Genomic DNA, 15,753 nt, shown 5'->3' on the forward strand with positions numbered 1-15,753 from the left:
CCCCCCCAGTTGATTACCATTACTCAAATAAACCATAAAGGATGTGAGCCAAGTGAAAAAAATTTTATCGATCCTGATGCTGGCCGTTCTGGCCATCACCGCGGCTCTGCCGGCCATGGCCGAGACAACGGCTGCCGGAGACGGTTCAATCGCGCTGTATATAGGCAGTCCGCTGACGTTGTCCGCGGGCGTCATCAAGCCGCTGGATCCAGACAATCCTAACGTGGCCGCCATAGTTCACAAAGACCGGACCCTTGTGCCGGCCCGGGCGGTGGCGGAGCATTTTGGCGCAGAAGTCAGCTACGACGCACAAAAGCAAGCTGCTGTCATCGAATTTGGCGGCAAGCAGTTTATCTTCTATTTCAACAAAAACTACTATGACCTCATCCAGACGGATCAGCCCGCCAAACGGGTCACCTTTGACACCGAGGCCTTAGTCATTGAGAATCGCGCTATGCTGCCGCTGCGGGTCATCTGCGAGGATGTCCTCGGCAAAGCCGTAAGCTATGACAGCAACGTCATTGTCATTGGCGACAAACTCGTGGATCTTGCGGCAAACCAGACGCTGCGCGAAAGCATCCGTGCCAAGATTGGCCAGGCTGTGAAGGTCTCCTCCCTCTGGCAGCTGAAGACACTTCTTTCGAACAGCATCAATCAATATGGCGCGTACGGCGGCCTGAAGGAAGCCGTGCCAGAGACGTCCGCAGAGGCACCAGCAGCGGAGGCGCCGTCACCATCGGCAGCAGAGGATTCTGCAGCGGGCGCGGGCCGCGACTACTCCACCACCAACGAACAAGTGGCGGGGATTGAAGAGGCAGACCTCGTCAAGACGGACGGCAAGTTCATCTATGTGGCCTCAGGCAACGTCGTCAGCGTTGTGAAGGCCGATGGTCGCGACATGACCCTCACCGACACCATCCGCATGCCTGTCGATACCAAAACCGGCCAGGGGATCCACATCTCCGAGCTCTATATCGACAGCGGCCGCTTAATCATCCTTGGCTCCAAGAACCAGCCGCAGCCAAGACCAGTAGACCTGCCAGCCACCATGGACGACGCAGTTTCAGAGCCTGCACCCGCTGAACCGGTCACGGTTGACGCGGAAAACGACTTAAGGATTGGCATCATGCCGCCTTACTACAGCAAGAGCTTCGTCTACACCGGCGTCTACACGATCACTGACGCAGGGAAAGCCGAGCTGCTGAAAGAGTTCGAACTCGAGGGCAACCTGCTCTCAAGCCGCAAAAAAGACGACACCGTTTACCTTGCCGTCAACAAATACAATTACTACTATATCATGGAGGACGTCCTCCCAATGCTTCGCGACAGCGCTAAAAGCGACGACTACAAGGCACTCTCCGTGAGCCAGGTCATGTACTATCCGGGCAACACCACGCCTGAATACCTGATGGTCGCCGCCATTGACATCCGCGACAAGGAAACGCCGTCCACCGTGGAAGCCATTCTTGGCAGTGGCACCCAGATCTATATGAACGACCACGCCCTGTATATTGCCCGCCAGGATTACAGCGATCCGTCCGGAACCACCACCAGCCTTTCCAAGTTCAGCATTGACGGACTGAAGATTGGCTTCGCCGGCGGCGGCAAAGTCAAGGGCACCCTGCTCAACCAATTCTCCATGGACGAGTACGAAGGGCACCTGCGCCTCGCCACCACCCGCTGGGCCGGCGAAACCACAAGCGCAGTGTACGTTCTCGACAGTCAGCTTAACGTAGTAGGCAAAGTGGAAAACATGGCCCCAGGCGAAACAATTTATTCCGCCCGCTTCATGGGCGACAAGGGTTATGTCGTCACTTTCAGACAGATCGACCCGCTCTTTGTCCTTGACCTGTCAAACCCTAAAGCCCCACGCATCACTGGGGAGCTTAAAGTTCCAGGCTTCTCCAACTATCTGCACCCTGTGGAGGAAGATCTGATCCTGGGCATTGGGCAAGGAACACAGGACATCTACACCAGGAATCAGGACGGCGAAGAAGTCGTCATAGGCACCCGCACCGCAGGCATCAAGTTCTCGCTCTTCGACGTGTCTGACATGGGTAAGCCAAAAGAGATCCAGACGCTGACCCTTGGGGGTTCAGGCAGCTATGCCGAAATGCTATACAACCATAAAGCCATCCTGTTCGACCTCGAGAACCAGATGTTCGCCTTCGACGGCACTATTTCAGATGAATATGAAGGCGAAAAGAACCGCGTCAACTACTTCAACGGCGCCGTCATCATGAATTATGATGCTCAGGACGGCTTCGACGTCAAAGGTAGACTCGAGAGCCTTCCAGCGATGACCTATCCTCAGGACGGCTACTACTATTCCTGGGTCCGCCGCCTCTGCTACATTGGCGACACCCTCTACTACGTCCAGGACGGCCGAATCCGCGCCTTTGACAAAGAGACCCTGGCACCACTGACCACAATTTCAATTTATTAGGGCGGCCCAGTCCCCTGCCAGATTTTTGATTCGGCCCAGTCCCCTGCCAGCAGTCCCTGTCCCCAACCAAAAACGGAGGGGGCCGGATTCAAAGTTCATCTTTGAATCCGGCCCCTCTTTTTTTACACCCTAACCTGTATACTCTTCGTTGGACAAGCCTCCACGCACTTCAGGCACTTCGAGCAGTTGAACGCCGCCCCCGGTGCTTTCTTATCCTTCTTGAAAAAGCTGAACTCCGAATTAAGGCTCGTCACATAGCACGCTTTGTCACAGATCCCGCAAGACGTGCACGTCTCCTGCTGCGTCTTCAGCTTGTAAAGGCTGACCTTGTTCAGCAGCCCCTGCACCCAGGAAACAGGGCACCCAAGCTTGTAATAATTGTACATTTGCCGCTTGGAGTCATCCTCGCTAAGCTTCGACGTCATTTTTTCCATAATAAAGCCCATAGGGCACATCCATTTGCAGAACGTCTTTCCAAAAACGGCCCCAAGCACCACCGCGACACCCAGCACCACCCAGAGGCTGACCTGCAGGACGAAGATTGCCAGGTAAGTTGCCAGTCCAAAGACGAGCTGGATCGATTTTCTGTGCTTCGTTAGATTAGAAATCATATGTAACTCCCTCCAAACGGATAATTGCCCCTCCCCAAGGGGGCTGGGCTATTCCCTTGTAGCATACCACTACTGCGAAGGGAAAACAACACAAAACAAAAAGGAAAATAATGGGAGGGGCGCCGATGGTCCGCCGCCCCCCAAGGCAGCTGCCAGCACACACCCTCCTATTATTTTCCTTTCTTTTCTCTTTACCACTTCTCAAGAAATCGCCCAATCTTACAAGCCACTTCAACCCGCTTGTTCTGAAACCCGTGGTCGCTGTCCAGCAGATGCGCCTCCAGCAGCGCCCCAGAGGCTTCAAGAGCCTGCCTCAGCGGCTCATAATGAACTTCTGCCGGGCCATCCAGATCTCGCGACCCCGCCAGCAGCAACACGGGCCGCCCCTTCATCAGACCCGCTTTCCCGGAAATATCCCACGCCTCTGCATGATCACGGATCTCCTGGGTCAAGGCCTCGACGTCGCCCCCAACGGTGAGCTTGACAAGACTTTCAAACATACCCTTCATTTGGGCTTCAGCCTCAGAATCTATCTCGATCAGTTTCGCCATCCGTCCAAGATCGTAAACAGATAACGCAACACACCCTCTAATCCCTGGATCCTCCTGAGCCGTCAGCATGGCCGCGAAGCCCCCAAAACTGTTGCCTGCTATAAAAAGCCGCTCCGGATCAACGCCGAACTCATCCACCGCCGCCTCCGAACGCAGATAAGCCAGTGCCACGCGGATATCCTCCAGCGCGTTTTCAAAGGTAAACGTCCCATCGCTGCCCCAAGTACCCCTATAATGGAAAATCATGACGTTCCAACCCAGTCGCCGGACGGCATGGGCCAGATCAAAGTTGCGCTCATTGCCCGGAAAGCCGTGAAGCAGCAGAAGCGTGGGCTTTGCGCCATACAGTCCGCCCGCTTTTTCGGATCCCCCAGGTGTCAGCATGACCCCAAAGCGTCGCTCGCCACCCTGTTCCAAAATGAGCTGGTACAGATCAGGTGCAGGCGATAACCCTTCATCCGGATCTGTCATAAGCCTCCGGAAGATCGCCTCATCCGTCTTTTCGGCCACAGTCTCAGCTTCATTTTCCTGCAGCTCAAACCGCTTCACTTTTGCACCGTCTACGTTGACCTCTTCTGTAAACATCTCCAGGGGCCTGACCCAGAGGCCGCCTTCACCGTAAAGGGGCTGATATAAAACCATCGGCAAACCTGTTTCTGAGTGGCGGACTACGTCAAGGACTTTATAGCGATTTCCCTTGAAATGCCGGTACACCCCACCAGGCACCACCGCGCCCTTCCACACCTCATCTTTTTCCATCATCAAGCTCTCCTTTCAGTGCGGGACTGGGCCGCACCACGCGGGACTGGGCCCGCTCATAATTGACATACTGATAAATCAGGTCGTCCTGACTGTAACGCCTCGAATTCCACACCGGGACCCAGTCAGGATCCTCGTCCAGATTCGGAATCAGCGTATCCGATTGATCAAAAGAACGAAACACTTTTGTGATCAGCGCATGGTCACACCAAGACAAGCACTGCCTGGCAAGCTGCCCGCCGCCTATCAGAAACGGCCTCAGCGCGCCGCCGCTCTCCATGACCAAGCCTTCCACCAGCGTCTTCAAAGCCTCCAGACCATGAACCACCGTGACACCTTGCCGCAGGAAGTCCCTGTCCCGCGTCACAACAATGTTAATCCGGTTTGGCAGGGGCTTTTGATCCGGGAGGGACTCAAAGGTCTTTCGCCCCATAATGATGATGTTGGATTTCGTCATACGCCTGAAGCGCCTTAGGTCCGCATGGATCTTGAACAGCATGTCGCCGTCATACCCAATATTCCAATTACTATCTACAGCAAAAATCATAGTCCAAGGCGTCATCTGGACACCACCTTTCCGAACTGGGACTTGAGTTCAATCAGCATCAGGCTGGCCAGCATCAGGATCGCACCCACGTAACCCCTGAAAGACAGAACTTCGCCAAGAAAAATATAAGCGACTATAACAGAAAACAGGGGTTCAAAGGTAAAAATGATGCCGGTGTGCGTCGCCGTTGTATACTTCTGGGCCACGGTTTGGGTCACAAAGGCAATGGCCGTGGAAAAGACGCTGAGGCCCAGCACCACCATCCAGTTTGAGAAGGACACCGGCAGCGTGGGCGTTTCGAGCACAAAACTGAAGGTCGTCGCGTAAACACCTACAAAGCCCAACTGGATCACCCCGAGGGCCACTGAATCCACCTGCCGGGTCAGGCGCTCCGTCACCAGAATATGGACCGCAAACGCGACCGAGCACAAAATACACAGGATATCTCCCAAGTTAAAGGTAATGGACGTCCCAGCTATCAGAAGCCAGACACCCACAATAGCCATTGCAATGCTGATGACCGTCAGCCTGTCCTGCTTAATCCGGAAAAACGCAAAGTTGATCATAGGCACAATAATCCCTGAGAGACAGGTCAGAAAGCCCGCATTCGACACGGTGGTGTGCCTGACCCCAAAAGTCGCGAAAATAAAGACGCAAAACAGAATCAGCGACAGCACCGCAGCCCGCTTCACCGTCCCAAAATCCACCGCCATCAGCCGTTTTCTGAAAATCACCGAAGTCAGAATAAACGCAATGACGAACCTGAGCGCTATTAGATTGAATTCATTTAAATCTCCCAGGCCCACTTTAGTCAGCAAATTGGAAGTTCCCCAGAACATGACCACCATGATCAGGGCTAAATCCGCTTTTCTCTGAACCGTCAACGCCATTATGTCATCACTCCCTTGGCAGCCCAAAGTGCCTAAAATACATAAATAAGCGCTTAGACATGCGCTTATAAAAGTGCTCAAACAAACAAGCAAACAAAAGCCTATTTCAAAATTACAACCGTAACGCCTTCATTCCCGTTAATCCGTCTTTCATAACGCTCCAAATCCTTGCAGACTGACAGCGCCTCTTTTTTTCTCCAGGACCAGCTCGTCCCGCCAAACCAAAACCGCACCAGCCCCCGCAGCTGATCCTCATCCAGTGTCTTTTGAACCGCCACGCGAATTGTGCCTCCCACGCCAGTGGATCCATAGCCATGGATCACAACCACGGCTTTCGCACCCTGACGTTTCGCTGTCATGAGGCCATCTTTCAGTCGCCGCACCGCGGTCGCCGCATCTGGCATGCCCCGTTCCAAATTCAGCTCCGTCACCTTCTGCATTATATTGTCACCATCCGTTTATCAATATGTGAATTGGGTAATAACACACCGTAATCACCTCTATCTTACACCGTAAAACTTGCACCGTAAAACCCAAATTTTCCAAAATTATTTCAAAGAGAGAAAGGATGGTTCATGTGGCAGTCAAATTTGATGGCAAACGTCTCTTTAAAACCCTCGTCCTCAACGAAGCCAAAGTCGCGGAGTTTTACACGACTCTTGCCGGCGAAATGAAGGAAGGCAAAGGCCGCAAGCTCTTTGAGCGCATGGCGAAAGAAGAGCTCCGGCATGAAAAGATCTATGCCGCCCTCCTCGACAAGCTTCCAAATGATGGCGAACTCGACCTCGACGACGAAGATGCCGAGTACATGAACGCCTTGATCCAGGACAATATGTTTGATGACGCTGAGGACACCGTCGCCAAAGTCAGAGGTAAATACGCCAAGGACGACGCCCTGACCATTGCGGAGAAGATCGAGCGCGATGGCCTGATCTTTGTGAGCGAGCTCATGCGCCTCTATCCGGATGTGGCGCCGGATGAAATCAAAGTTGTGCTGGCAGAGGAGCGCAAGCACCTTAAATCCGTGCTGCAGGCCAAGATGGATTTTGCGGCAGACGTGCTGATGCTCTAACGCCGGTGCGGGTGCGAAGGCAGCAGACTGTGGGGAAATTGACCATCGGCATAACCTTGGCCTTGGCCTTGACTTTGACCTTGGCCTTGACTTTGACCTTACCCTTTATGCCCGCTCATGAAGAAACTTGCTTCAGCCCCTTAAAATCCCAAAAAAGCAAAAGCCGCTGTCCCCTCACGTCCCTCAGGACGCGAAGCCGCAGCGGCTTTCTTGTGTATATTTTCACTTAATTCAATTCCAAACGCAATGTCACAAAGCTCTAAAACAGCTTCTTCTTCCACATCACAAAAGTCGACAGCACCGCCAGGCCTATGGTGATGAGAATAATCATCACAAACGCCCACGTATGCCCCGCGAGAGGCACCGGCACGTTCATGCCAAAGAAGCTGGCGACAATGGTCGGTATCGCCATAACTATGGTGATCGAGGTCAGCAGTTTCATGACAATATTGAGATTGTTCGAAATCACCGACGCAAACGCGTCCATGGTCCCGCTGAGAATATTGCTGTAAATGGTGGCCATCTCAATAGCCTGCTTGTTCTCAATGATGACATCCTCCAGCAGGTCCTCATCCTCCGGGTACTTCTTGATGGCTTCCAGCCGCAGCATCCGCTCCAGCACCACCTCGTTGGCCCTCAGGGACGTCGAGAAGTACACCAGGCTCTTCTCCAGCTCCAGCAGCTGGATCAGCTCCTTGTTCTTCAGGGATTTGTGCAGCTCCCGCTCAATCTGGCTGCTGCGGCGGTCAATCTGCTTCAGGAACATCAGGTAATAAGACGCATTTTTATACAGGATCTGCAGGATAAACCGCGTCTTTTTAAAGGTATAAAAGCTGCGGATGCTCCCCCCTGCAAAGTCCCGGATCAGAGGCACATCCTGGGTGCAGACTGTAATAATGGAGTCCCCCGCCAGGATAATGCCCAGCGGCAGTGTATTGTAATATTTGTTGTTCTCCGACGGCTCAATCATGGGCACGTCCACCAGAATCAGCGTCGAGCCCGGCTCAATCTCGATCCGCGCCCGCTCCTCTTCGTCCAGCGCTGCCCGCAGATGCGTTGGGTCCATGTCCGGAAAATCCCGCAAAATCCCCTGCAGCTCCGCCTCCGTGGGCGCCGTCATGTGGATCCAGCAGCCGTCCCCGTTTTGTTCCACGCTTTCCAGCTTTTCGCCGATGGTCTTGAAAATCTGTTTCATCGCATTCGCTCCTTATTGGCAGCCCGCAAGAGGTCAAGATGCAGGCCAAACGCGCAGCGAAAACGGATGAACCGGATCAGCGTCTACGTCCTCCTGGACTTGTCCCCTTGCAAAACTGCCTCTTCATTTTTAATTTTCAGCATTCTACTCGGTCCAGCGTCCATGACGCTTCACACTCCTTTTCAGCTATTCAGCACAATACAGCGAAGCCCTTAAAACAGCAGGAAAAGTGGGAGGAAGCTGATGACACGCACCCTCTTCCCCCCAGTTTAATAATTTCTACAGGTAGTTCTTCCTGTAATAAATCTCTTCCATTTCATAGCGCAGGCGCTTCGTAATATTTCTTCGCTCCTCTGCGCTGAGGTCCACCTTCTCCGTCGAAAACAGATAGTTATCCAGGTCAAACTTTCTGAGCAGCATTTTCGTATGGAAAATGTTCTCCTGGTAAACATTAGTATCAATGGCGTTGTAACGGTCGAGCACGTCCGGTGAAATGTAATCCTGAATGGACGTAATCTTGTGGTCAATGTAAAATTTCTGGCCGTTCGTGTCCCTGGTAAAGCCACGTACTCTATAGTCCAGGTTGATGATGTCCGAATCAAAGGACTCAATCAAGTGGTTGAGGGCCTTCAGCGGGGAAATCTCACCACAGGTCGAGACATCAATGTCCACCCTGAAGGTCGAAATGCCGTCTTGAGGGTGACTCTCCGGGTAGGTGTGCACGGTAATGTGGCTCTTGTCCAAATGCCCTACTATGGCGTCCCTGTAAGCAAGCTGCCCCATGTTGCAGGAGGCGTCAATCTCGCTGGCTCTGATTGGTGTTTCCGAAATCAGAATGGTGACGCTTGCCCCCTCCGGATCATAGTCCTGCTTCGCGATATTCAGAATGCAGGCCCCAATCATCTCGGTGACCTCCGTCAAAATATTCGTAAGACGCTTGGCATTGTATTGTTCATCGATATAATCGATGTATTTTTTTTGGTCATCCCTGCTGCTGGTGTAACAAATATCAAAGATGTTAAAGCTTAACGTCTTTGTCAGATTGTTGAACCCATACAGTTTGAGTTTATCATCCAACGATTCGACCCCCTTCTGTGAACCTCTTACAATCTAATATTACATCATAAAAAGCAACAAAGATCAAATTATTTGTTAAACCTTGCGAAAAAAAGATCAAGGGAATCCTGTATGAAGGTATCCCCTTGATCTATTTGGACTTAAGGCAAAGGAGCCGACTAAAAAAAAGAAGTCTGTCGTAACTTCCCCCGCAGGAGGAAAAGGTTCAAACGCTGTTCCCATGCACTTCTCCCCCGCATTTTTCCCTGACTGCAGTCCCACCGCTAAGCCACTGTCCCCCGCTTTGACGAGTAATTCTCAAACAGCTTTTCCTCCATAATCTTTACAAGGGTCTCAACCACCCTGAAAACCTCTGTGAACGAGGTGTAGAGAGCAATTGGCGCCAGGCGGATCACATTTGGCGCCCTGAAGTCCGGCATGACCCCATTGTCCTTGAGGGCCTGATTGATCCGAACTGCGTCATCATGCTCCAGGGCCACGTGGCCGCCCCTGCGCTCAGGCTCACGAGGATTTCCCACACTGAAGCCATAGCCGGTAAGCTTATCATCAATCAAGGCCATCAGATAATCTGTCAGCTTCAAGGATTTTTCACGAACCTGATCCATGCCCAGTCTGTTAAAAATCTCCAAAGACCCCTCCAAAGGCGCCATACTGAAAATGTTCTGCGTCCCTGACTGCCAACCCCCGGCATTCCTGAGCGGCTCAAAGGTATTTAAAAGATCAAACTGCTTATCCTTGACATACCCCTGCCAGCCCGCAAGCCCCGGGTGCCGGCCAAAATGACGCTTATTTAAAAACAGCGCCGCATTCGCCCCCGGACCCCCATTCAAATATTTATACGTACACCAGACGGCAAAATCCACGTCCCACTTCGAAAATTCATGAGGCACCGCCCCCACACCGTGGCAGCAGTCAAATCCTATAATAATCCCACGCTCATGGGCCGCCTTTGTCAGCCGCGCCACATCCAGCAGCTGACCGCTTCTATAGAGCACGGAAGGAAACACCGCCATGGCCACATCCTCCGTCATAGCCTCGATCAAAAAGTCCTCGTCCAGGGTCCGCCCATCCAGGCTCTTGACCTCCTTCAGACCCGCCTCAGGCGAAAGCCCCTTGAGCCTCAGCTGGCTTTCAATGGCATAACGGCTCGTAGGAAAAGTCAGATCATCCACCAGGATCTTGTAACGCTGATCCGTAGGCTCATAAAACGTCGCGATCATGGAATGCAGGTTCAGCGTTGTGTTCGACATCACCGTCACTTCCTCAGGCGCCGCCCCCACGAGCCCCGCCATCATGGCCCCCAAGTAATCCTGGTACAGAAACAGCTGTGGCTCCGTCTTCGTCCAGCAGTCGATCCCCATGCGCTTGTAGTCTTCCAGCACCCTGAGCAGCGACGCCTCTGCCGCCTTTGGAAACAGCCCCAGTGAATTGCCGTCCATGTAAATGACGTCGTCGTTGATGAAAAATTCATTCCGCACCATTCTGAGCGGATCCTTGCCGTCGAGCTCCGCCGCGTAGCTGACACCTTTTTCATACAAGCTCATAGTTCACACTCCTTATTTTAATTCGTACCCTAACTATATATTACATTATTTAATCTATTTTTCAATCTTTTTTTATATTTTAATTTCGTGTCCGAAGTATTTTCGAAAATTCCACCCTCCAGAATCAATCCCCTGTTAAATGCGCGTTGTACAGCCTCAGCCACTTCAGCATCAGCTGCACCTCCTCCTCTGGCAGCACGCGCAGCTCTTCCTGCTCATAAGCCAGCACCACCTCAAAAGCCTGTCTCCGAATCTCAGTCCCTATTGCCGTCAGCCGGATCTTCTTCGACCGCGTGTCCCGCTCATCTGTAGTCCGCTCAATCCAGCCCTTTCGCTCCATCAGCTGCAGCATTGGCGTCAGGGTCGCCGCGGTCAGCGTCAGCACGTCTCCGAGCGCCTTTTGCGTCATCTCTTCCTCAAGCCAGAGCCGCGATACCACCCTGTACTGCGCAAAGGTGATCCCCAGCGGCTCCATCCGCTTGCTCACCGCCACCTGAATTTTCCTCGCGATTTCAATGAGATTGAACCCCATCAAATGATCATAGCCCTGTTCCATCCTAACCACTCACTTTCTAAGGCAAAGGATTCAGAAGCCCACAAGCAAACCCCTAAAAACCTTGTTTTTGCCGATGGTCCCCCATCCCCAATCCCTCCAATTTTCACCTATCTCTACATCCTTCGTACCCAAAGCAAATCGCCTTACTCGACGCCTATTCGACATCCACATGTAAAATTCCTGCCTGACGCACCTTCGAACTGCACCCCACCCCACAATAGACTTCTATATTTTTTTTATTTTTTATAAAATTTTTAAAATTATTTCTATTTTTCTTCCATTCACCTTGACACACGAAAAAGACAAGCCTATAATCACGTCAACGAGTTTATTTCCAAGTAACTGCGTCGACGGAGAAAAGTAATCGCGCCAAGGCCTTTCAGGGAGGGAACCCCCAGACTGTAAGTGTTCCCAGGATCCCGCGCGGCGAAGTTCTCTCCCGAGCATTCAGGCTGAACCCCAGCGCTGTAGGCCTGAACGGCTGTCCCCGTTACCGGACAAAAAGATACGGAAGCTGCCCGAACCCATAGCCGCTTTCTCGTCTTTACAAAGTGGGCCTTTGGCCTATCAGGGTGGTACCGCGGAGCAAACCTTTCGTCCCTTTTCAGGATGAGGGTTTATTTTTTTTGTGCTAAGCTTACATAATTTCATTGCCATTTCACCGCTAACAACGTCGCGCCCTCACGGGCCAAGGATTACAGGAGGTTGAACCCATGTCAAAATACTGGAACGAAGCAAAAGAATGTATGTCTAAAGAAGAAAAAGATCTGCTGCAGCTCGAACGCCTCCAGGACTCGCTTTCCAGGGCCTATCACAACGTCCCCCATTACAGGCGTGTATTCCAGAAGTACGGCATAGACCCGGAAGACGTCCAGAGCCTGTCAGACCTCGCCAAGCTGCCATTTACCTACAAGACGGACCTGCGGGACAACTACCCCTATGATATGTTCGCGGTCAGCCTTTCTGAGGTCGTCCGCATTCACTCCTCCTCCGGCACGACAGGCAAGCCTACCGTGGTTGGCTACACCCGCCGGGATCTGAACACCTGGTCGGAGCTCATGGCCAGATCCCTGACCAGCGGTGGCGCCAACAGACATGATGTCATCCAAAACGCCTATGGCTACGGCCTCTTTACCGGCGGCCTTGGCTTCCACTACGGCGGTGAGAAAATAGGCGCTTCCATTATCCCAATCAGCGGCGGCAACACCGACCGCCAGGTCATGATCATGAAGGACTACGGCAGCACAGTCCTCACCTGCACACCTTCTTACGCGCTGTTTCTTGCGGAGTCCCTTGAAGACATGGGTATAAAGCCCGAAGAGCTGAAACTAAAGGTGGGCATCTTTGGTGCCGAGCCTTGGTCAGAAAATATGCGCCGCGAAATAGAATCCAGATTGAAAATCAAAGCGCTGGATATCTATGGCTTAAGTGAGATTATTGGACCTGGCGTCGCAGTGGAGTGCCTCGAACAAAAGGGGCTGCACGTCATGGAGGACCACTTTATTGTCGAGGTGATTGACCCCGTCACAGGCGAAGTACTTCCTGATGGCGAAAAAGGAGAGCTGGTGTTCACGTCACTCACCAAGGAAGCGCTCCCCATCATCCGCTACCGCACCGGTGACATTTCCCACATCATTCCTGAGCCTTGCGCCTGCGGCAGAACCCTCAGACGGATTGGCCGCATTCAGGGCAGAACGGATGACATGCTCATTATCCGCGGCGTCAATGTCTTCCCTTCCCAAATTGAGCACGTCCTGCTGCAAATGGGCGACGTCCAGCCGCACTACCAACTGATCGTAGACCGCGTAGGTCAGCTCGACCAGCTTGAGGTCCATGTGGAGGTGTCTGAGACCTTCCTCTTCGACGAAGTTCGGGCACTGGAGGAAACGGCCAGCAACATCCGCTCAAGAATCGAAAGCCTGTTAGGCATCTCCGTGAAGGTGCGCCTTGTGGAGCCTAAGACTCTGCCTCGCAGTGAAGGTAAAGCGAAGCGGGTTATCGACAATCGGAAGCTTTAGTGAGATAATAATGTCAAGAAAACTCTATGTAGATAGAAGGGGGATTTCTCTATGCTGATCCAACAATTGTCCGTCTTTTTGGATAACTCACCTGGACGACTCAACGCAGCCACCAAGGTCCTTTCTGAAGCCGGCATCAACATGCGCGCCCTTACCCTGGCAGACACTTCAGATTTTGGCGTCCTGCGGGTCATAGTGGACAAGCCGGAGGAGGCCATGGCCATCCTCAGGAAGAACAATTTTGCCGCGAAAATGACGGAGGTCCTCGTAGTAGAAATGGAGGACACCCCAGGCGGTCTGACCACCATCCTCGACATTTTAGAAGATGGCGGCATCAATATTGAATATATGTACGCCTTTGCGGGCACCAAGCCGCGCAAAGCGCTCATGATCTTCAGGGTCAACAAGGCAGATGAAGCCATTGATTTGTTGAAATCCAAAAATGTCCGGCTATTCAGCACTGAAGAGGACATAGACGAGCTCATCCACGTTTATTGGTAAACACGTTTACTTTTGTGCGCATTCAAAAAAGCCGCTCCTTGTGAGCGGTTTTTTCATCTCATGAAAATTATTTATAAAATAATTGAATTTTTCGAAACAATTTTATGGTTTAAGACCTTTATGTTTTTCCAGCAAAATGGTATGATTAATGAGGCAACTTATAGGTTTCAATGCAAACGCCGCTCTGGCGGGAAAGACATCAGACGGCCTAATTTAATTATAAAAGGAGAATGTTCAATGAATGCCATGCTTAAAAAACTCGTTGACCAAGGCTTCATGAATGAAGCACAGGGGCAGTACCTCGAAGAGGCTATGAACCGCAAGGAATCCATGATCGTTTCCGGCCACAAGGGCTGGGGCATCCTGCCGCTGTTCGCAACTATGAGCGCTGTCGCGAAGGCTAACTTCAGCATCAAGCAAGTAAAATCCTTTGACGACCTCGGCGGCGACACACAGTATTATGTTATCGCGGACCTCAAAGACATTGATTATGCAAAGCTGATCTCTGACGCTATGATGATTCCTGACACTGGCATGATCTGCCTGAAGGACCCAGATCACCCATACTCCATCATGAAAATTTTCGGTGACGTCAAAAAGGCCGGCATTGATCAAAGCAAGGTCTTCCAAATCCTCGAATGCGCTAAAGAAAACGACGTCAAGTTCCTTACAAAAATTACCCGCATGACTTGGGACGAAAATGGCAAGCTGGTTAAAGAAGATTTTAAAGGATAGTTAAAAGATCAGTAAACGTGAAAACTCCAGGAATTTGGCTGACGCCAATTTCCTGGAGTTTTTTTGTTTTTTGGAGGTGGACATTTGGTTGGGGACATATTTGGTTGGGGACAGTCCCCAACCAAATACTTCCCACCTCCGAATTACACCACATTTACCGGTTCGCCATTTAAAAACCCTTCCAAATTCTCAACGGCAATCTCCATCAGCCTGGCCCTGGCCTCCCATGGTGCCCAGGCAATGTGAGGCGTGATAAACAGGTTTGGCGCGCCCAGCAGCGGGTTGTCCGGCTTTGGCGGTTCGGTAGATAAGACGTCTACACCGGCGGCGGCGACTTTGCGGGCGCGGAGACCAATGGCAAGGTCCTCTTCTTTGACGAGGCCCCCACGGGACATGTTGAGTATGATGACGCCGTCCTTCATCTGAGCTATGCTCTCAGCGCAAATAAGGCCCTCGGTTTCCGGGGTCTGTGGGCAGTGCAGGGTGATGACGTCAGACTCTGCAAAGAGCACCTCCAGTGGCACAAAACGGTATGGCAGGCCCTCCCGCGGGCCCTTGCCCTTGCGGTCGAGCACCAGTATCTCCATGCCAAAGGCGTGGCCAATCTGCGCCACGCGGCTGCCTATGCTGCCAAAGCCTATAATCCCCAGCTTCTTGCCCACAAGCTCCACCATAGGATAATGCCAGAAGCAGAAATCCTTCGAATTTACCCATTCCCCCTTGCGCACGGCGGCGTCATGGGCGCCCACGTGGTGGCAGATCTCCAGCAGGTGGGCAAAAACGAGCTGGGCCACGGAGTCTGTGCTGTAGGTGGGGATATTGGTGACGGGAATGCCACGCTGCCTTGCCGCCTTGACATCCACAACATTGTATCCCGTGGCCAGGACGCCAATATAGCGGACGTCCGCAGCTTCGGGGGCACTTAGTGTCTCAGCGGTCAGAGGCGTCTTGTTGGTGATGACGATCTGGGCGCCCCGGATCCGCCTGAGGATCTCCTCAGGCGCCGTCCTGTCATGGACGATGAGCTTGCCAAGCCTGGCAAAGCCGTCCCAGCTCAGATCGCCAGGGTTTAGCGTATAGCCGTCCAGGATGACAATGTTTAAAGGATGTTGTGACATTTTGAGTCCTCCTAATGAGTGGCCGCAGGGACTGCCACCCCCTTTTTTATTTTCAGAACAACGCTCCGATCCGCGAAATTATTTCCACGGTTTTACAGCTAAGCACCTTGACTCTTTTCTAACGAAGTTTAGA

The 15,753-nt window shown here is 52.3% G+C and carries 15 protein-coding genes and 1 other annotated feature; of the genes, 5 read left to right on the forward strand and 10 right to left on the reverse strand.

Annotation, left to right across the window (positions count from 1 at the left end; translation table 11 throughout):
- Window positions 1–52: 52 nt before the first annotated feature.
- Window positions 53–2,446 carry a beta-propeller domain-containing protein gene (locus BLP63_RS03575; RefSeq protein WP_092589499.1) on the forward strand — a complete coding sequence of 798 codons (2,394 nt, stop codon included), beginning with the start codon at window positions 53–55 and terminating at the stop codon, window positions 2,444–2,446.
- Window positions 2,447–2,568: 122 nt separating this feature from the next.
- Here BLP63_RS03575 and BLP63_RS03580 read toward each other — a convergent pair whose 3' ends face one another.
- From BLP63_RS03580 to BLP63_RS03600, 5 genes are all read right to left on the reverse strand, one after another.
- On the reverse strand, window positions 2,569–3,057 hold the full coding sequence (locus BLP63_RS03580) for a 4Fe-4S binding protein (protein ID WP_092589500.1): 489 nt from the start codon (window positions 3,055–3,057) through the stop codon (window positions 2,569–2,571).
- A gap of 191 nt (window positions 3,058–3,248) precedes the next feature.
- Window positions 3,249–4,370, reverse strand: coding sequence for an alpha/beta fold hydrolase (locus BLP63_RS03585; RefSeq protein WP_139159767.1), 1,122 nt, complete (start codon window positions 4,368–4,370; stop codon window positions 3,249–3,251).
- Entirely contained in the window at window positions 4,354–4,929 is a 576-nt protein-coding gene (locus BLP63_RS03590) for a dihydrofolate reductase (RefSeq protein WP_092589502.1), read from the reverse strand. The genes BLP63_RS03585 and BLP63_RS03590 overlap by 17 nt, the downstream gene beginning before the upstream one ends.
- Complete coding sequence (locus BLP63_RS03595) at window positions 4,926–5,804, reverse strand: DMT family transporter (protein ID WP_092589503.1); 879 nt, start codon at window positions 5,802–5,804, stop codon at window positions 4,926–4,928. Before BLP63_RS03595 ends, BLP63_RS03590 begins: the two co-directional genes overlap by 4 nt.
- Before the next feature lie 101 nt (window positions 5,805–5,905).
- The gene (locus BLP63_RS03600) at window positions 5,906–6,244 is read right to left on the reverse strand and encodes a Smr/MutS family protein (RefSeq protein WP_092589504.1); all 339 of its coding nucleotides are present in this window, start codon (window positions 6,242–6,244) and stop codon (window positions 5,906–5,908) included.
- 137 nt (window positions 6,245–6,381) lie between these two features.
- Between BLP63_RS03600 and BLP63_RS03605 the strand changes: the two genes are divergently transcribed.
- Complete coding sequence (locus BLP63_RS03605) at window positions 6,382–6,876, forward strand: ferritin family protein (RefSeq protein ID WP_170829267.1); 495 nt, start codon at window positions 6,382–6,384, stop codon at window positions 6,874–6,876.
- A 259-nt stretch (window positions 6,877–7,135) separates the two neighbouring features.
- Here BLP63_RS03605 and BLP63_RS03610 read toward each other — a convergent pair whose 3' ends face one another.
- From BLP63_RS03610 to BLP63_RS03625, 4 genes are all read right to left on the reverse strand, one after another.
- A complete protein-coding gene (locus tag BLP63_RS03610; protein ID WP_092589506.1) occupies window positions 7,136–8,071 on the reverse strand; it encodes a magnesium transporter CorA family protein in 936 nt (311 codons plus the stop codon).
- 279 nt (window positions 8,072–8,350) lie between these two features.
- Window positions 8,351–9,148, reverse strand: a complete 798-nt coding sequence (gene speD / locus BLP63_RS03615) for an adenosylmethionine decarboxylase (protein WP_170829268.1) — start codon at window positions 9,146–9,148, stop codon at window positions 8,351–8,353.
- Window positions 9,149–9,411: 263 nt separating this feature from the next.
- Window positions 9,412–10,692 carry a kynureninase gene (kynU, locus tag BLP63_RS03620; protein WP_092589508.1) on the reverse strand — a complete coding sequence of 427 codons (1,281 nt, stop codon included), beginning with the start codon at window positions 10,690–10,692 and terminating at the stop codon, window positions 9,412–9,414.
- 124 nt (window positions 10,693–10,816) lie between these two features.
- Window positions 10,817–11,248, reverse strand: coding sequence for a MarR family winged helix-turn-helix transcriptional regulator (locus tag BLP63_RS03625; RefSeq protein WP_092589509.1), 432 nt, complete (start codon window positions 11,246–11,248; stop codon window positions 10,817–10,819).
- A gap of 338 nt (window positions 11,249–11,586) precedes the next feature.
- Window positions 11,587–11,853 (forward strand) — a binding site (T-box leader).
- Between the two features lie 108 nt (window positions 11,854–11,961).
- Here BLP63_RS03625 and BLP63_RS03630 point away from each other — a divergent pair.
- From BLP63_RS03630 to BLP63_RS03640, 3 genes are all read left to right on the forward strand, one after another.
- On the forward strand, window positions 11,962–13,266 hold the full coding sequence (locus tag BLP63_RS03630) for a phenylacetate--CoA ligase family protein (RefSeq protein ID WP_092589510.1): 1,305 nt from the start codon (window positions 11,962–11,964) through the stop codon (window positions 13,264–13,266).
- A gap of 51 nt (window positions 13,267–13,317) precedes the next feature.
- On the forward strand, window positions 13,318–13,767 hold the full coding sequence (locus BLP63_RS03635; protein WP_092589511.1) for an amino acid-binding protein: 450 nt from the start codon (window positions 13,318–13,320) through the stop codon (window positions 13,765–13,767).
- Between the two features lie 237 nt (window positions 13,768–14,004).
- Window positions 14,005–14,502: a hypothetical protein gene (locus BLP63_RS03640; RefSeq protein ID WP_092589512.1), complete on the forward strand. Its 498-nt coding sequence runs from the start codon at window positions 14,005–14,007 to the stop codon at window positions 14,500–14,502.
- Window positions 14,503–14,645: 143 nt separating this feature from the next.
- Here BLP63_RS03640 and BLP63_RS03645 read toward each other — a convergent pair whose 3' ends face one another.
- Window positions 14,646–15,620 carry a D-2-hydroxyacid dehydrogenase gene (locus tag BLP63_RS03645; protein WP_092589513.1) on the reverse strand — a complete coding sequence of 325 codons (975 nt, stop codon included), beginning with the start codon at window positions 15,618–15,620 and terminating at the stop codon, window positions 14,646–14,648.
- Window positions 15,621–15,753 lie beyond the last annotated feature (133 nt).

Origin of the sequence: Acidaminobacter hydrogenoformans DSM 2784, assembly GCF_900103005.1 — a bacterium.
In the GTDB taxonomy this organism is placed as follows: domain Bacteria; phylum Bacillota; class Clostridia; order Peptostreptococcales; family Acidaminobacteraceae; genus Acidaminobacter; species Acidaminobacter hydrogenoformans.